Origin of the sequence: Pseudoalteromonas sp. SG43-4 (assembly GCF_014164325.1) — a bacterium.
GTDB classification, from domain to species: domain Bacteria; phylum Pseudomonadota; class Gammaproteobacteria; order Enterobacterales; family Alteromonadaceae; genus Pseudoalteromonas; species Pseudoalteromonas distincta.
On record NZ_JACJFB010000010.1, the window covers coordinates 143604 to 162121 of the forward strand.

An 18518-nucleotide genomic window follows, 5' to 3' on the forward strand; every position below is an offset into this window, starting at 1 on the left:
CTGGAGCCGATAATGAAAAAATTATTTCAAAAAAATAGCGAAACCGTTAATTTAAATCGTCGCTCGTTTATGATTGGCACTGCTAGCGCAGGCTTAGTCATGGCGTTTGCCCCTGCGTTATTTTCGGGTTCGCTCAGTGCAAAAGAATCAATTGCGCAACAAGCTTTTTCACCCACCATTTGGTGGACTATGAGCACCGACGGCGCTGTAGAAGTAAGTATTGCAAAAGCTGAAATGGGTCAACATATCGGTACTGCTCTTGCGCGGATTGTGGCTGATGAACTTGAATGTGATTGGGATAAAGTATCAATTACCTACGTAGATACTCATGAAAAATGGGGCTTTATGGTAACGGGTGGTTCATGGTCTGTATTTCAAAGCTTTAAGCCATTATCCCAAGCCGGCGCTGCGGGTCGAATTGCATTAATAGAAGCTGGAGCTAAATTGCTCGGCGTGCCTGCAGATAAATGTCGTGCTGAAAAGGGCTATATTATTGCAGGCGAAAAATCGGTTAGTTACGCAGACATAGTTAAAAAGGGCGAATTTAATCGTACATTTACTAGTGATGAAGTTGCAAACCTTCCACTAAAACCTGCTAATAAACGTCATTTAACTGGGCTTAAACAAGATTTTAAAGCGCTTGATATACCAGCCAAAACAAATGGTACAGCAGTATATGGGATAGATGTAGAAGTTGAAGGCATGCTGTACGCGCGTCCAGTTATTCCACCAACTCGTTATGGCAGTACAGTAACAAACGTTGATGATAGTGCAGCAAAAGCAATTAAAGGTTACAAAGGCTATGAAATTTTAAATGACCCTAGTAACACAGTTCAAGGCTGGGTTGTTGTATTAGCTGATAGTTACCCAAGTGCCATTAAAGCAGTAGATGCTTTAAAGGTGAGTTATAAAAAGGGTGAGTCGGCAAATATATCTGAAGCTGATATTCAAAAAGAAGGTAAGCGATTATGCGAGCAACGCGACTCGGGTACTTTGTTTGTTGATGAAGGCGATATAAAGAAAATTCAAGCAGACGCTAGTGAGTCGTTAGAATCAATGTATACCACAGCGACAGCGAGTCATTATCAGCTAGAGCCATTAAATGCGGTTGCAGAGTTTAAAGACGGAAATTGGATTATTCATACAGGTAACCAGTGGCAGTCACTTACGTTACCAGCGCTTGCTAAAGCACTCGATATAGAACAAAACAAAGTAATTATTCGTCCTTATTATTTAGGTGGTGGTTTTGGTCGTCGATTATTTGGTGATTGGACTGTACCTGCAGCTCTAACTGCAAAAGCAGTAGGTAAACCAGTAAAACTGGTATTTACACGAGCAGACGATAGTTTATTCGATCAGTCTCGCTCAGCATCTGCTGCAAAAATGACGGCGTCGTTTGATAAAAATGGTACCTTCACAGGAATGGAACATGCATTTGCTGCTGGTTGGCCTACTAAAGCTATGGCACCAGGGTTTTTATCACCGGGTGTTGATGGCAAAGGTAAATTTGATGCATTTTCGGCATCAGGCGCTGATCATTGGTATAGCATGAGCAGTCATCGTGCACGCGCTATTAATAACAAAGTTGCACAAAGCACCTTTAATCCAGGTTGGTTACGTTCAGTAGGGCCAGGTTGGATTGCATGGAGTCTTGAGTCGTTTATTGATGAAATTGCCCATAAGCAAGGCAAAGATCCTGTTCAATTTAGAATTGAAATGTTAGATGGTAAAGGCAAGCAAGCGGGTAAAGCACCTGAGAGCGTTGGCGGAGCACTGCGCTTACGTAATGTGCTTAAAACGGTGTCTGACAAAGTAGCTTCTGTAAAATTAGCGAAAGACGAAGGCATTGGTTTTTCTGTAAGCTCAGGGCAAGAACGTACTATGCCAGCATGGCTTGCAACCGCAGCGCATGTTCACGTTAACCGTGATAGTGGTAAAATAACGCTTAAAAAGCTTTATGTTGTTGTAGATGCGGGCTTAATAGTTCACCCAGATGGCGCACTAGCGCAAATTGAAGGGTCGTTACTATGGGGCAGCAGCCTTGCATTGCATGAATCAAATACGTATAAAGATGGGCAAGTATCTGCGACTAACTTTAATACTTATTTACCGCTAAGAATGCAAGATGTGCCAGATATGGACATCGAGTTTTTACAAAGCGATGAGTTTCCAGTTGGTTTAGGTGAGCCTGGCGTGATAGGAGTTGCTCCTGCTATTGGTAATGCAGTGTTTAATGCTGTAGGCGTGCGTTTACGTGACCTACCAATGAAGCCAAGCGAACTTAAAAAAGGCTTAGAAGCGTAAAACAAAAATAACTAAGGGGTATGCTTTATGCAGCCCCTTTAGTTATTAAATATATTTATGTAATTATTATTTATGTATCAATAGGTAGCGTTGTTTATACCAGTTTGCTTAATTAAACGATTAAGTATTAGTGCAAATTGGTATTAGGTTGTTATTACGTGTTGATATTAGTTAAGGTTTATTTATGCTAATCGACCCAACAGGGCGAGAGTTTAGTTACTTACGTTTGTCTATTACGGATGTATGTAATTTTAAGTGTGTTTATTGTTTACCAGATGGTTATCAGGGCGGTCACGACCGTGGCTTCCTCACAATTGATGAAATTAGCAATACGCTTAAAGCGTTTGCACACCATGGTATTGAAAAAGTAAGGATCACTGGCGGAGAGCCAACCCTTAGAAAAGACTTTATAGATGTTGTTCGCGCGGCAAAAGATGTTGCGGGCATAAAAAAAATTGCAATGACCACCAATGGTTTTTCTCTTCATAAGAATATTCATGACTGGGTAGATGTAGGCTTAAACGCCATTAATGTAAGCATTGATAGTTTAGATTCGCGCATGTTTAACACCATTACTGGGCATGACAAATTTACCTCAGTAATGAAAGGTATTGATACTGCGCTTGAAACGGGTATTGATTCGGTAAAAATAAACAGCGTGCTGATGAAGCAATACAACGCAAAAGAGTTTGATACATTTTTAAATTGGGTTAAACACCGCCCCGTTACCATCCGCTTTATAGAATTGATGCAAACAAACGACAACAAAGCCTTTTTTGATGCTAACCATGTTTCTGGGCAAGTTTTAAAAACTCAGCTATTACAAACGGGTTGGCAGCAAGTTGCGCGTAGTGCATCAGCAGGTCCTGCTCAAGAGTTTGCCCACCCTGATTATCAAGGCAGAATTGGTTTAATAATGCCTTACAGCAATGATTTTTGTAGTACCTGTAATCGACTAAGGGTTACAGCAAAAGGAAATCTGCACTTGTGTTTGTTTTCTGAAGAGGGTATTTCGCTAAGAGAATATATGAACAACAGTTCGAATAGTGAATTAATGGCATTGTTATCTCGTTATATTAAAACTAAGAAGCCAACTCATCTTTTGCATCAAGGTAATACGGGCATCACCACTAATTTATCTATGTTAGGTGGTTAATTGTTAGAGCTAATTTGTAAACAAAAACATCAAACGTGTCCCTAAATCACCAATAAAAGGGTGTGTTTACATGGTTTTAGAGCAACAAAGCTTGTTAAATTGTATTTTCACGTTAAACTTAATTTTTATTTTTATTTTTATTAAGTGATTAGAATGGATATCGCAGCCCTTAATAGCACTAAATCATTAAGAAAGGACGTTCTAAGAGGAATGTGCCTTTGCTTTGGTGTTTTATCGGTTGGATTTGCGGGATTTAATTTAACTGTAAATAACTTTCCATTGCTTGGCTATATCGAAATCTGTTTTTCCATTTATTGTATATTTACTTATATTTCACTTAAACGCCGTCCACTACAGTTTTGGCAATCCTTAATAATGTGTGCACTGGTAACGTTAATTATTATTATAGGTACATCCTTAGCAACGCCTAGTAATGGTGTGTTTGTATGGTCGTTTGCATTACCTATTTTGTACTACCTGTTACTAGGTAAACAATATGGTGTAATTTTCTCTGCAAATTTATTAGTGATCCAAGTGTTTATTTTAGGTAGTCAGTCTACTCTTGCCCCCTTTGAGACTTTTAACTTATCTCTTAATCTACTCTGTGCTTATTTAAGTATTTGGGCGATTTCTCATGTTTTTGAAGGGAGCCGTTCACACTTTTCAAGGCGACTTAAAAATTTAGCGTTACTTGACCCACTAACGGGTGCAGGCAATCGCCTTTCAATGAACCACTACTTTGAAGTTGAACTACAAGATAAGTCACAGTTATATTTGTTTTTACTCGATTTAGACTTTTTTAAGCAGATAAATGATGAGCATGGCCATGGTGTCGGTGACCAAGTACTTATCGAAGTGGCCACTTTACTAAGGGTTGTGCTTGGTAGAGGGTATGTATTTAGAGTAGGCGGTGAAGAGTTTGCTTTATTTAGCTCTTTTGCAAATGAAGAGACTGCACTTAATACCGCTGAACAAATAAGAGCACGTTTTGAAAATACCACATTTGACATTGACGGCCTTGCAATCAATGTTACAACCAGTATTGGTGTCGCAAAATTTAAAAGTACCAATTCATTGGAAAGCTTTGTAAATCAAGCTGATAAACAGTTATACAAAGCAAAGCAATTTGGTCGCAATAAAGTGTATTGTAAGTTTAAAAAAGAAAATGATTACCAGGCAGTCGTTGCGTAAGTCGTGCTACTTAGTACATTTGTTCAAAGTTAGGGATCCCGTTTTCCCAAATCGGTTTATCTTTTCCTAAATGCTCACGTACAGCATCAAAAAATAATCGGGTTCTTACTGGTAAATCTCGATGCGGGTATACGGCATACATAGCGCTAAATTCCATCAGTTTTACATCGGTCAATAAAGGCACTAACTTACCTTGTATTATTTCATCACCAATAATAAATGCAGGGGCGACAAAGTAAGTTGTGCCCGACAATGTTTTCATTAACAATGATTCTGCATCATTTGCCCTAAACACACTTTTTATTTTTTGCTCGCAGCGCTCACCTTTACTATCGTAATAATCAATTGCTTCTACTCGAATAGAGTTACTGGCATAGCTTGCTGCTGGTAATTTCGCTAACTCTTCCATTGTTTTTGGCATACCATAAGTTTCAATAAACTGTGGCGCAGCTAAAATTAATAATCGATTACGCGCTATTTTACGTGCAATAAGTGACGAGTCTTTAGGCTCTCCTACACGAAAAGCCAAATCAAATCCTTCAGAGACTATATCTACTAATCTATCGTCTAAACGCAGTTCAACTTCTACTTGCGGAAAGCGTTTTTGAAAATCATTAAGTACAGGTTGTAAATAACGACGACCAATAAGTGTTGATGAAGTGATTTTTAAAACGCCGCGCGGCTCTAAATGGTAGTTTTCAGCCATGCGCACGGTTTCGCCGAGCAGCTCTCTAAGCTCAGCGGCTTTTTTGATCATTTCGGCGCCTGCCGCTGTGAGCGAAAATGAACGGGTAGTTCGGTTAAGTAACCTAACGCCTAACTCATCCTCTAAACGGCTAATTTGTTTAGATATAACAGAGCGATCTATGTTGCGTATTTCTGCAGCTTTAGCAAAAGAGCCTTGCTCAACTACTTCAAGTAACATTAAAAGTCGACTTGTTGTATCCATTATTACACCTTAACCAATCTATTGATGCCATTTTGGCATTAATGAATTTAAAAATCTATGGTTTTTACACACGGGTTTAATCCGTATTATGCGAGGCTAATTAACAATGGAGCGTCTTCATGAACAAACATCTAATTGCTGCTGCACTTACTGCGGCATCTTTAACACTTGCGGGTTGTGCTGATGAGAGCACAGCTCAATCAGCACCTGCACAGCAACTTCAACCAATTGATGTAGCACAGGTGCTTGTTAAGCCGGTACAGAGCTGGCACACATATACAACTCGTTTAGAGTCTCCACAAGAAGTTGCTTTAATGCCGCGTGTATCAGGAATCATCGATAGCATTGAATTTAAAGAAGGCGACGTGGTTAAAGAAGGCGATGTTTTATTTCAATTAGATGCTCGCCCATTTGCAGCGGTTGTTGCAAGCTTAAAAGCGCAAATTAAAAGTGCAGAAGCCGCACTTGAGCAAGCTAAAAGTGAAGACAAACGTGCGGTACGCTTATTAGACCGTAAGGCAATTTCTACTGAGCAAGCACAAGCGCGTACTTCAACACTGCGCCAACGCGAAGCACAGCTTTTAGCACTGCAAGCACAACTTACCTCAGCAGAACTTGATTTAGAGTTTACGTCAGTAGTATCACCAATTGATGGCATTATTTCTCGTGCAAATATTACTAAAGGTAATAACGTACTTGCGGGTCAAAGCGTATTAACATCGATTGTTTCAAACCAAGCTATGTACGCTTATTTTGATGTTGATGAGCGCACATGGAATAGCTCTTTTAATGACGTTACTGCTGCGAGCCACCAAACTGTTGTAATGCAAAAAGTCGGTCAAAGTGATTTTGCATACAAAGGCTACATTAACTTTATTGATAACCAAATTAATTCATCAACGGGCACATTACGTGTACGTGCGGTATTTAATGAAGACAACAACCAATTACGCGCAGGCTCGTTTGCACGTATCAAGCTTGCAGCCAATTCTATTAGCGACGCTATTATTATCCCAGAACGTGCAATTGGTACTGACTTAAAAAATCGCTTTGTACTAACCGTTGGCGAAAACAACGTACTTGAATACAAGCTTATCACTACAGGTGAGCGTTACGGTGCATTACGTGCGGTCACATCAGGCCTTAATGAAGGTGATGTTATTGCCGTAAATGGCCCTGCTCGCGTAGGCCCTGGTATGCCAATCTCTCCGCAAACCGTAACAATTGATACCAGCGGTGTAGCATTTACATTGTCAAACGACAACGCACAATTTGTGGCTAAGCAATAAGGTTTATTGATGAAATTTTCGCATTTCTTTATACAGCGTCCAATATTTGCGGCCATGCTTTCGTTGGTTATTTTAATTGCTGGTGGCATATCACTATTCCAATTACCAGTAAGTGAATACCCAGAAGTAGTTCCTCCAACAGTTGTTGTTACCGCCAACTACCCAGGTGCTAACCCTACCGTTATTGCGCAAACAGTGGCAACACCGCTGGAGCAAGAAATTAACGGCACTGAAAACATGTTGTATATGTTTTCGCAAGGTACTAGTGATGGCCGTATGACTCTAACGGTAACTTTTGCGTTAGGTACCGATTTAGACCGTGCTCAAGTACAAGTACAAAACCGTGTAAACAGTGCACTTCCGCGTTTGCCAGAAGAAGTACAACGTTTAGGTGTTGTGGCTGAAAAGTCATCACCCGATTTAACCATGGTAGTGCATTTATACTCACCTGAAAAAACGCACGACACAGCTTACTTATCTAACTATGCTGATTTAAACATTAAAGATGAAATTGCGCGCTTACCAGGCGTAGGTGATATTCGCATGTTTGGTGCTGGCAAATACTCAATGCGAGTATGGCTAAACCCAGATGCACTTGCTGCACGCGAATTAACAGCAACAGATGTTGTAACAGCACTTCGCTCGCAAAACCAGCAAGTTGCTGCAGGTAGCTTAGGTGCGCAACCAATTTCAAACGACAGTCAATTTCAAATATTGTTAAACGTTAAAGGTCGTTTAAACAGTATTGAAGAATTTGAACAAGTTATTATTAAAGTAGGCGACGAAGGTCAGTTAACGCGCTTATCTGATATAGCCCGTGTTGATTTAGGTCAAGACACTTACGCCCTGCGTGCAGAGCTTGATAACCAACCAGCTCTTGCAATGCCAATATTTCAACGCCCAGGTTCAAACGCTATTGAGCTTTCTGATCAAGTACGCGAAACAATGGCGCGCTTATCTAAAGATTTCCCTACTGGTGTTGAATACGACATTGTGTACGACCCTACGGTATTTGTTCGCGGCTCAATTGACGCGGTAATTGCAACGTTGCTTGAAGCAATTGTACTGGTAGTTATTGTTGTTATTGTATTTTTACAAACGTGGCGTGCATCTATTATTCCGCTAATTGCTGTGCCTATTTCACTTATTGGTACATTTGCCGTAATGCAGTGGTTAGGTGTATCAATTAATACCTTGTCGTTGTTTGGCTTAGTATTGGCCATAGGTATAGTTGTAGATGATGCGATTGTAGTTGTTGAAAATGTAGAGCGTAATATTGAAAAAGGCTTATCGCCACTTGAAGCAACCCGCGTTGCAATGAGCGAAGTAACAGGCCCTATTATTGCCATTGCGCTAGTACTAAGTGCCGTATTTATTCCTACTGCGTTTATTACCGGTTTATCAGGTCAGTTTTATAAGCAATTTGCACTTACAATTACAATTTCGACGATTATCTCAGCGTTTAATTCATTAACGTTATCGCCTGCGCTTGCTGCATTGTTATTAAAATCTCACGATGCAAAACCAGATGCGTTCACGCGTTTACTTAATAAATTGTTTGGTCGTTGGTTGTTTAAACCATTTAACCGCGTATTTAATCGTGGTGCTAAAGGGTACGAAAAACTGGTACAAAAACTAATCCGTATGACCGTTGTTGTAATGGTGGCTTATATTGCACTTGTTGGCGGCACAATTAAGTTATTTGATACCGTACCAGGTGGCTTTATTCCACAGCAAGACAAACAGTATTTAGTGGCTATTGCGCAGTTACCTGACGCATCAAGCCTTGATCGTACTGAAGACGTACTTGCTCAAATGCAGCAAATTGCATTAGAAGTCCCAGGCGTTGCACATACTGTTGCTTTTCCTGGCTTATCAGTGAACGGTTTTACAAACAGCCCTAACAGCGGCATTGTATTTACACCACTTGAGAGCTTTGACAAACGTACCGATCCGAGCCAATCAGCGATGGCGATAGCGGCGCAGTTGAATAAACGTTTTGCTGCAATTGATGAGGCATTTGTAGCGGTATTTCCACCGCCGCCAATTCAAGGTTTGGGCACAACAGGTGGTTTTAAACTGCAAATAGAAGACAGAGCTAATAAAGGATTTGAGGCACTATTTAATAGCCTGCAAGCCGTTATTGGTAAAGCGCAACAAGACCCAGCATTAATGGGCCTGTACTCAAGTTTCCGTATCCAAGTTCCACAAATGGATATTGATATTGACCGTGAGCAAGCGCTTATTCAAGGTATTCCACTTGATGAAGTATTTAATGCACTGCAAATTTACTTAGGCTCTGTGTACGTAAATGACTTTAATATGTTTGGTCGTACGTACCAAGTAAATGCACAGGCTGATGCTGACTATCGCTTAGACCCTGATCAAATACTTAATTTAAAAGTACGAAACCGCTCAGGTAATATGGTGCCACTAGGCTCTGTATTAACAGTAACACCAACAATTGGTCCTGACCGTGTTATGCATTACAACGGATACCCAAGTGCAGAACTAAATGGTAGCCCAGCGCCAGGTTATAGTTCTGATCAAGCACAAGTTGCTATTGAAAAAGTACTCGCAGACACACTACCAACAGGTATTGAGTATGAGTGGACTGAAGTAACGTACCAACAAGTACTTGCCGGTAACACCATGGTTTATGTATTCCCGTTAGTTGTATTACTTGTATTTATGGTACTTGCAGCGCAGTACGAGAGCTTACGTTTACCACTGGCAATTATATTAATTGTACCAATGACTATTTTCTCAGCCTTGTTGGGCGTGTGGTTTGTTGGCTCTGACAACAACATATTCACCCAAATAGCGTTAATAGTTCTGGTCGCGCTGGCTTCTAAAAATGCGATATTGATGGTTGAGTTTGCAAAAGATAGACACGACTCAGGCTTATCGCACTTAGAGGCAATACTTGAGGCATGTCGTATGCGCTTGCGCCCAATATTAATGACGTCGATTGCATTTACAGCAGGTGTTGTACCGTTAGTACTTGCCACCGGTGCGGGCGCCGAAATGCGACACGCAATGGGTAACGCCGTATTCTCAGGCATGATAGGTGTAACCGTGTTTGGTCTATTGTTTACGCCGGTATTTTATATGTTAGTGACTAACAAAAAAGAGAAAGCGCAGGAGAATACTCATGACTAAATTAATGCAAAAAAGGCTTAAAACAAGTCTAACTGTCAGTGCGGTATTAGTCGCTGCGTTTTTAGCAGGGTGCGCGAGTAAAATAGACACCATGAGCGAGCAAAAAGCTGTTAACGAATTTGTTGCCAAAGCTAATATTGCTAGTAACGTTAGCGTTGCTGATGAAACAAACTGGTGGAAAAAGCTTAATTCTGATCAACTAAATGAGCTTGTTACTGGTGCGCTTGCAAATAACTATAATTTGCAAACAAGCCAGCTAACACTTAAAAGTGCATTAGCGCGATTAGGAGAGCAAAAAGCTCAATACCTACCACAAGGTGGCGTAAATGTTGGCGCAGCTCGAAGCGATGCACCAAGCGTGTTTGACCGTCAATCAAGTGCAAACGTTGCACTTGATTGGCAGCTAGATTTATTTGGTCGCATTACGGCGTTGGTTGATGCTGCAAATGCATCGGCCATGAGCCAAGCAGAGCAAGTACGTTTACTGCAAATTGAAGTAGTTTCGTCAGTTGTTAAAGGCTTTGTAAGTTATCAAGGTAATGTTGAAAAACAACACATTGTAGCACTTCAAATTGAAGCGCTTGAGCAAAGTATTGACGTTCTTCAAGCCCGTGTTGACGAAGGTGTTGCAAACGAGCTTGATTTAAACCGTACTATGGCGCAGCTTAGGCAGCAACAAGCACTCATGCCTGCCATTGAGTATGCAAAATACAGCGATTTATCTGCGCTTGCAGTACTAAGCGGTAAGTTAGCGCAAAATATTGCTATTGAAAACGAGCAAGGCGTGCTTGAACGTGACTTTAGCGTAGCATTAAAAAACGCTAATAATGCCATTGCCTTACGTCCTGATATTAGCCGTGCACTGTTTGACTTTAGCCAAGCAAATAGTTTAAGTGTTGCAGCTAGCAAAGCGTTATTACCAGATATTAGCTTATCTGCATTTGCAGGGGTTGTGAGTATAGACAGCACAGGCTTAAAAAATACTGATCAGCAGTGGCAAGTAGCGCCGCAGTTACAATGGTCGTTATTAAGTTACCCAGCATTATTAGCACAGCGCGACGCGCAGCAGTTTTTAAGTGAAGCCGCATACAGCGATTATCAACAAGTGGTATTAACTGCACTAAGTGAAAGTGAACTTTCACTGCAATTGTTGGTCAATCAGGCACAGCAAAAACGCTTTGCAGATGAGCGCTATGACTTTGCTAATAAAGCATTTTTACAAGCCCAAGCAATGTATGAAGAAGGCCAAATTCCTTACCTTGAGTTGTTAGATGCGCGTCAGGATGTTTTAATAGCACAAGAAAATGCTGTTGAAACAACAATTTCTTCACTGCTTGCCAAAGTAAATGCTTACCAGTCATTTAATGGCCAATGGAGTTATGCGTTAAACGACACTAATAAGTAGAGTTATATTGATGCCAAATACTGAAAATTTACATGAATACATTATCCCGCAAACGATGCGCGCTATTGTACTGCCAGAACCAAATGAAGCAATTGACTTAGCAGATGCTGAGCTGCCTGTTCCAGACTGTGCAGATAACGAGCTGCTTGTAAAAGTAGAGTACGTTGGTTTAAATCCAGTTGATGGTCAATTTGCTAAAACAGGCTTTTGTAAATGGCAGTATCCACACATTTTAGGCTTAGATGCTGTAGGTGTTGTGGTTAAAGCTAATAAAGGTGTGTTTCCAAATGTTGGCCAGCGGGTTATGTGGCATGCCAACATTGGTGAGCAAGGTGCTTTGAGCGAATACACCAAAGTACCTAACTTTGCAGTGTCGGTTGTGCCAAGCGGTTTAAATCCGGCCATAGCAGCAACACTTCCATGCGCCGGTATGGCAGCACTTATCAGCTTAGATAAAATAGGCATTAGTGAAGGCGATACTATTTTTATTGAAGGCGGAGCCGGAGCGGTAGGGCAGTTTGCTATTCAATATGCAAAACAGCGTGGTGCAGATGTATTTACCACCGCATCAAAGCGTAACCATAAATTGGTTAAGCAGCTAGGCGCTGATGTGGTTTTTGACTATAGCGATAAAAAGCTATGCGAAAAAATCCGCAGAGAACTTGGCCCGCAAGGCTTTGATGCGGTTATTGATACGATAGGTGGAGAGTGTACTCAGCGTAATATTGAGTTAATGCGTTTTTGCGGACGTATTGCCTGCTTAAATCCGCTACCTTATTTTGATCAAGACTTAATGTATCACCGAGCGCCGAATATTAGCGTTGTATCGATTGGTGGTGCATGGCTTGCTAATAGTTTATGTGCACAACAACGCTTGAGCTTTATGGGCAACCTGTTACTTGAAGGAGCTGTTAGTGGCGACATTAAACACCCAGAAATAACGCCCGTAGACTTTAGTGCTGAGTCAGTATCGCAAGCGCTTAATAAACAACTTGCTGGTGGTTTTACCGGCAAGCAAATTGTTAAAGTTGCTAAGTGAAGCGCTTATACAATTTGATTTAAATTTAAGTAGTTTTAGCTAGATTAACTGATAATGTAGCCTCTACAAATTGAATAAAAACGTAGCCTATTTGTGCTGCGTTTTTTTATGCCCATCAAAAAATAGATACAGCGCTAGCGCTTTTGCTGTTTTATTCATCATTTTAGTCAAAATACTTTTTTTCAGCGTACAACTGTAAGCCTTTGTGTTTCAACAGTTTACGTTCAGGTAAAGAAAATAAATTGAAAAAACTGTTAATTAATTGAATAGAGTAATTGATCTAAACGATTTTTTATGACGTAATGTAGGTATTATTTAGCTGGTCGGATGAGTTCAATCATGAGTTTACGTACAAAACTAAAAAAAGTATTACCAAGTATTTCTATCACAGAACAAGAAGCGCTAGACGCGGGTGATGTATGGCTTGAAGGTTCTATCTACCAAGGTAAACCTGATTTCAGTGCACTTCGCGACGTACCTGCTGCTACATTAAGCGCAGACGAGCAAGCATTCTTAGACGGTCCAGTAAAAGAACTACTGGGCATGATTGATGATTCAGTGATTCAAAACGGCATTCATTTACCAAATGACATCTTAGAATTTTTGAAAAAAGAGCGTTTTTTCTCGCTTATCATTCCTAAGTCGTTTGGTGGTTTAGAGTTTAGCCCTTATGCAAACTCTACCATTGTTGGCACAATTGCGACTAAAAGCTCAGCAGTTGCGGTAACCGTAATGGTTCCTAACTCGCTAGGGCCAGGTGAGTTATTACTTCACTTTGGTACGCAAGAACAACAAGCACATTACTTACCACGCCTAGCAAATGGTACAGATATTCCATGTTTTGCATTAACAAGCCCAGAAGCGGGTTCTGATGCAGGTGGTATTCCTGATGTTGGTAAAGTAACTAAAGGTATGTACAACGGCGAAGAAGTCCTTGGTTTAGAAATTACCTGGGACAAGCGCTACATTACACTTGCGCCTATTGCTACCGTACTTGGTTTAGCATTTAAAGTAGTTGACCCTGATGGTCTGCTAGGTGGTAAAGAAAACCTAGGCATTACCTGTGCACTTATTCCAAAAGAGCACCCAGGTGTTGAGCTTGGTAATCGCCACGACCCAATGGGTATTCGTTTTTACAACGGTACTACACGTGGTAACAAAGTATTTGTACCAATGGACTTTGTTATTGGTGGACAGAAAAACATCGGCCGTGGTTGGCAAATGCTGGTTAGCTGTTTAGGTGCTGGCCGTGGTATTTCATTACCTGCGCTAGGTGTTAGTACAGCACAAGTTGCATTTAAATCAGCATCTGAATACGCAGCAGTGCGTGAACAGTTTGGTTTAGCCATTGGCCAGTTTGAAGGTATTCAAGAAAAACTAGCCGACATTGCAGGTAAAACATACCTACAAGAAGCAATGCGCGTACTTACAACTGAAGGCTTAGGCATGGGCTTAAAACCATCAGTTGTTACAGCAATCGCTAAATACCATATGACAGAGCTTGGTCGCGACGTGCTTGATTCAGCAATGGATATTCAAGCGGGTAAAGCGATTCAAAACGGTCCACAAAATACATTAGCAAGTGGTTATGTTGCTCAGCCGATTGCCATTACGGTAGAAGGCGCGAACATTCTTACACGTAACCTAATGATCTTTGGTCAAGGTGTTATGCGTTGTCACCCATATTTACAATCTATGGTTGAGTCAATTCACAGTGAAGACAAAGGCGCAGATAAAGAATTTAACGGCATTTTGCGTAAAACAATCGGCTACAGCACAGCAAACAGCTTACGTGCTTTCCGCCTTGGTGTTTTACCATTTACAGCAAGTGCTAATTCTGAATTACCAGAAGTACGTGACTACGAAAAAGCAGTACATAAATTATCTGCAAAACTTGCAGTGTACGCAGACTTTTCGTTACTTGTACTTGGTGGTAAGTTAAAACAAGCAGAAATGCTATCGGCACGTTTAGGTGATGTAATGAGCTTCTTATATGCAGCTATGGCATCAATTAAATACTACGAGCAAAAAGTATCAAGTAGTGACCGTGAGCAAGCAGCGCCGTATTTCCATTACGCGACTCGTTTTGCACTACAAAGTGCTGAAGAAGCATTGCATAAGTTTTTAGATAACTTCCCTGCAAGTGGTACACGTAAGTTTATTCGTTTCATTACAATGAACTACTCAACTAAAATGCCAAAAATTAGCGACGATTTAATCCGCGAACTAGCTAAGCAAGCTCAGCTAGATACCGCATTTAAAGCGCAAATCACGCATTTAGTTAAACCAGTAGTGGGCGATGGCCATCATATTAATGAGCAAGCTTACAAAGCTAAAATGGCATCACTTGGCGAGCTGGCTAAAGTTAAAAAAGCACTACGTGCTAAAGTAATTAAGCCAGGTGCACGTTTTAACATTACACTTGATAACGCACTAGCGGCAAACGTAATTACCCAAGCTGAACACGTTCAGTTAATTGATTACAACATCAAACGTGAAAAGGCGATTCGTGTAGATGAGTTCGATTTTGATATGAACATACTAGACGATAACGCACAGCCAATTAACCCGCTTAAAAGCGTAGTTAATCAATAAAATTAAATTCAATGATGCAAAGCGCCCGCAGTATCGGCGCTTTTATTGTTGAGTAAAGAATTAGTGTGGGGCCCCGCTTGTGTAAAAACAAGCGGGGCTTTTTTATGTGTTATTTAAAGTAGAAATAGATGACGGTATTGGTTTGAAAGTGAATATGTATCTGTAGAGGATTAAAAAGAGACGCTTATAATCTTGAAAAAGGGCTAACAACCCCGTTAGCACCTTGCTGTAGTACATGGGTATAAATTTGTGTAGTTTTAACATCAGAATGGCCAAGCTGAGCTTGAACAGTTCTTATATCGGCGCCACTTTGCAGTAGATGAGTAGCAAAAGAGTGTCTCAATGTATGAGGTGTTATTATTTTTGTTAACCCTGATTTTTGGACGGCTTTTTTAATCTCTTTTCTAATACAAGAGTGATGAAAATGATGTCGCCTTATTTCACCACTTTGAGGATCTGAACTTAATATATGAGAAGGAAATAAATATTGCCACGCAAGCGATTTTGCGGCACTTGGATATTTTTTTGTTAAAGCATATGGCATCCATACGCCAGAATATTCCGTATTATTTAAATCCAGTTTTAAATAGTCATCAACGTTCAAAATTTGATTTCTCAGCATAGGAATTAGCTCTGTGGCCAGCGTAACAATGCGGTGTTTATTACCTTTTCCATTCCATACTTGAATGCATTTATAATCAAAATCAATATCTTTTACTCTTAATTGCACCGCTTCCATTACTCTTAAGCCACTTCCATACATAAGGGCTGCAATTAAATAATAGCGCTTATTTAAATGAGCCATCAACATTTTAACTTCCTCTGGGGTCATCACTACAGGGAGCTTTGCTTGTTTTTTACTACGGGCAAAATTTAAATTTAATGAGAGTTCTTTTTTTATTATGTGCTTGTATAAAAATGACAATGAATTGAGTGCGGTGGCTTGCGTACGTGGTGCAACGTTTTGCTTTAACACTAAATGTTCTAAGTAGCGTTCGACTTCATTGTCCCCCATTGAGGCGGGATGGCGTTTATTATGAAAATGGATATAAGATGCAATCCATCTTAGGTAAGTATCTACGGTGCGTAATGAATACTGACGTACCAACATATAATCGGCTATATAATTTAAAAATGGAGAGCGTGTTTTCATATTACCACCAACAATATAACTGTATTTATATACAGTATAGTTGTGCTGCTCCCATATTCAAGAAAATGAGCGACGAGCGCATTTTGTCTTTTATTGAGAGTTTGAATGCTAATAAAAATTATATATAGCAATGTGTTAAGTTATTTGGTAAAAAAGATTTATAAAATACATGAGCGTATCGTTGGCAGAAATATGCGCGATGAGCGCACTATTAAATTGTTAGGTTCACAAGGAGGTTTGATGGAATATTCATTATTCGCAGATGAAAGTGGTACATCTGCTGTAGATAAGTGTTTTACAATTGGTTGTTTGCTAGTACCAAATAATTTTTTAGATGACTTTGAGCAGCAGGTTCGTCATCTACTTAAAAAACATAACTTACCTGATGAAAGAGAGCTTAAATGGTCAGGTATTAAAAAAAACTATGGAATGGTTAACCTTCTTATTGATTTAACTCAATTAATAACTAATTCACCAGCAAGCTTTATATGCAAAGTATCTTGGAAACAACCTTACTATAATTGGCAAGCAAATGAAGAAGTAGCATTTTATAAATCATATACAATGCTAATGTCATATTGTGCAAGAATATTGAAATCAGACATAAATGCTAAAATTGATGATAAATCCGATTCATATAGTAAACACGCTGAGGTTGTCGAAATTATTGGTAACCACAACCTTAAAGATAGACTTGGCTCTATTACTGAAGTTAAAAAGTGTGATTCAAAATCTGAGTTATTAATTCAGGTTGCTGATCTTTTTACTGGTGCAATCAATGCATCTCATAATTTGTTTTTACATCCAGAGGCACAAATACATAAAGGTAAAGTTTTAGCTATTAACAAAATAGCTGAATGCCTAGGTTGGGATGCATTGCATTATGATACATATCCTAATGCGGATATAAATATTTGGCACTTCCCAGAAAAAGAATATAGAAAGGTTCCAAATACGTTAGATGTGGTTCCAACAAACAATGTTGCCTATGTTTCTCGTGAAGATGTAATGTGAACCTAACAAGGGTTTTCAAGACGGACAAATTACAGTTGGCTTTTTGTTCGTGCCTCACTTATTTTAGCCAACTGCAATTTGCCGCTTAAAACGGCGTTAGCTATACAAGGAGAGTTTAGTGTTTGATTGGATCAAGAAAATAATATCAAAAGGCATTTGGTATTCATTAGCAATTCTTGTTGTTGCATTTGCTGCCGGACCAGAGATATTAATAAGTATGGAACTCATGGTATTGGTAGAGTTTCTTGGGGCTTCAACATTCGTCTTAATGTATGTTTCAGGTTTAAAGTTGTTTTTAGCTAAAGCATATAATTCTTTCTTTAAGCCTGTATTATTTCCAATATATAAAAAACTGCAGCAATTAGATCCGTATTTTTTTGTTCCTTCGTATAATAATGTTAAGAAATTCCCATCATTACTTTGCCATTCAATACCTGGTTTTATGCTATTAATGGTTGGTAGTTTATGTATAAGCCAAGAGTCAGGTTTGGTGTAAAGTATAGCTAACAAGTCGTTAAAGCAGGACAAATAACAGTTGGCTTTTGCTCCTGCGTCGCTTATTTTAGCCAACAATTATTTGCCTCTTAACGAGGCGTTAGGTGATTATGAAAGTTCGGAGTTGTTTTCTAATTTTAGTTTTGCTTTTACAGGCTTGTGGCAAACCAGTCAATATTGATGAAATTAAAGAAAGTTTTGTCCAAAACAAAGCCTCTTTTGAACAGCTAGATTCAATGATAAAAGAAGATACTAAAACTAACACGTGTTTTGCTGTTGGTACTGACCACATAGGCGATTTTTGGGAACATGATAATAAATGGAATACTAACCAAAACTATGACAGAAAGGTGTCACTTGAAATTGTTTTGAGAGAGGTTGGTATTTCAAGTGATAGATACAAACAATACTTGGCTTTATTTAAACAGGTTGGTTCTGAACGTGTAGAGCATTGTTCAAACACACCTAATTGGACACGTATTATGGTGCACAGAAGTGGTTTAGCTGTTTCGGGCTGTTTGACTACCGTTAATATTAACGGTGATGGTTCAATGCCCGAAACAGATCTGAAACCAGGTTATGCTCGTGAGATTACAGATCTTGGTAAAGGATGGTATATAAATCACGATTGCACCTAAATCACCTAACAAGTGACTATGGTGTCAATTCCTAATTTCAAACCATTTTAGGATCCCACATGACACCATCCCTCACCATAGAATTTATGATTACTATAAGCTTTCTTATACAGGCAATAATAGCCACT

General features: G+C 39.6%; 13 protein-coding genes. 11 read left to right on the forward strand and 2 right to left on the reverse strand.

All coding sequences use genetic code 11. The annotated features are described in order from the left end of the window. Positions 1 to 12: 12 nt before the first annotated feature. From H5160_RS11820 to H5160_RS11830, 3 genes are all read left to right on the forward strand, one after another. Positions 13 to 2304: a xanthine dehydrogenase family protein molybdopterin-binding subunit gene (locus H5160_RS11820; protein WP_182737528.1), complete on the forward strand. Its 2292-nt coding sequence runs from the start codon at positions 13 to 15 to the stop codon at positions 2302 to 2304. Between the two features lie 184 nt (positions 2305 to 2488). Continuing rightward, positions 2489 to 3460 (forward strand): GTP 3',8-cyclase MoaA, encoded by a 972-nt coding sequence (gene moaA / locus H5160_RS11825; protein ID WP_182737529.1) that lies wholly within the window; start codon positions 2489 to 2491, stop codon positions 3458 to 3460. A 153-nt stretch (positions 3461 to 3613) separates the two neighbouring features. Next, on the forward strand, positions 3614 to 4651 hold the full coding sequence (locus tag H5160_RS11830; RefSeq protein WP_182737530.1) for a GGDEF domain-containing protein: 1038 nt from the start codon (positions 3614 to 3616) through the stop codon (positions 4649 to 4651). A 10-nt stretch (positions 4652 to 4661) separates the two neighbouring features. Here H5160_RS11830 and H5160_RS11835 read toward each other — a convergent pair whose 3' ends face one another. Continuing rightward, positions 4662 to 5600 (reverse strand): LysR family transcriptional regulator, encoded by a 939-nt coding sequence (locus H5160_RS11835; protein ID WP_002958690.1) that lies wholly within the window; start codon positions 5598 to 5600, stop codon positions 4662 to 4664. 119 nt (positions 5601 to 5719) lie between these two features. Here H5160_RS11835 and H5160_RS11840 point away from each other — a divergent pair, with 119 nt between their 5' ends. From H5160_RS11840 to H5160_RS11860, 5 genes are all read left to right on the forward strand, one after another. Further along, entirely contained in the window at positions 5720 to 6889 is a 1170-nt protein-coding gene (locus H5160_RS11840) for an efflux RND transporter periplasmic adaptor subunit (RefSeq protein ID WP_182737531.1), read from the forward strand. Positions 6890 to 6898: 9 nt separating this feature from the next. Then, positions 6899 to 10051, forward strand: a complete 3153-nt coding sequence (locus tag H5160_RS11845; RefSeq protein ID WP_002958688.1) for an efflux RND transporter permease subunit — start codon at positions 6899 to 6901, stop codon at positions 10049 to 10051. Further along, positions 10044 to 11456, forward strand: coding sequence for a TolC family protein (locus H5160_RS11850; protein ID WP_182737533.1), 1413 nt, complete (start codon positions 10044 to 10046; stop codon positions 11454 to 11456). The genes H5160_RS11845 and H5160_RS11850 overlap by 8 nt, the downstream gene beginning before the upstream one ends. A gap of 10 nt (positions 11457 to 11466) precedes the next feature. Next, positions 11467 to 12495, forward strand: coding sequence for a zinc-binding dehydrogenase (locus tag H5160_RS11855; RefSeq protein ID WP_165723352.1), 1029 nt, complete (start codon positions 11467 to 11469; stop codon positions 12493 to 12495). 339 nt (positions 12496 to 12834) lie between these two features. After that, on the forward strand, positions 12835 to 15090 hold the full coding sequence (locus tag H5160_RS11860) for an acyl-CoA dehydrogenase (protein ID WP_149603631.1): 2256 nt from the start codon (positions 12835 to 12837) through the stop codon (positions 15088 to 15090). A gap of 184 nt (positions 15091 to 15274) precedes the next feature. Here the strand turns inward: H5160_RS11860 and H5160_RS11865 are convergent, their stop codons facing one another. Then, positions 15275 to 16243, reverse strand: coding sequence for an integron integrase (locus H5160_RS11865; RefSeq protein WP_182737534.1), 969 nt, complete (start codon positions 16241 to 16243; stop codon positions 15275 to 15277). A gap of 105 nt (positions 16244 to 16348) precedes the next feature. On the opposite strand from H5160_RS11865, the gene H5160_RS11870 reads away from it, so the two are divergent. From H5160_RS11870 to H5160_RS11880, 3 genes are all read left to right on the forward strand, one after another. Next, positions 16349 to 17257 (forward strand): DUF3800 domain-containing protein, encoded by a 909-nt coding sequence (locus tag H5160_RS11870; RefSeq protein WP_182737535.1) that lies wholly within the window; start codon positions 16349 to 16351, stop codon positions 17255 to 17257. Positions 17258 to 17375: 118 nt separating this feature from the next. After that, entirely contained in the window at positions 17376 to 17753 is a 378-nt protein-coding gene (locus H5160_RS11875) for a hypothetical protein (RefSeq protein WP_182737537.1), read from the forward strand. Positions 17754 to 17862: 109 nt separating this feature from the next. Beyond that, positions 17863 to 18390 carry a hypothetical protein gene (locus H5160_RS11880; protein WP_182737538.1) on the forward strand — a complete coding sequence of 176 codons (528 nt, stop codon included), beginning with the start codon at positions 17863 to 17865 and terminating at the stop codon, positions 18388 to 18390. Positions 18391 to 18518 lie beyond the last annotated feature (128 nt).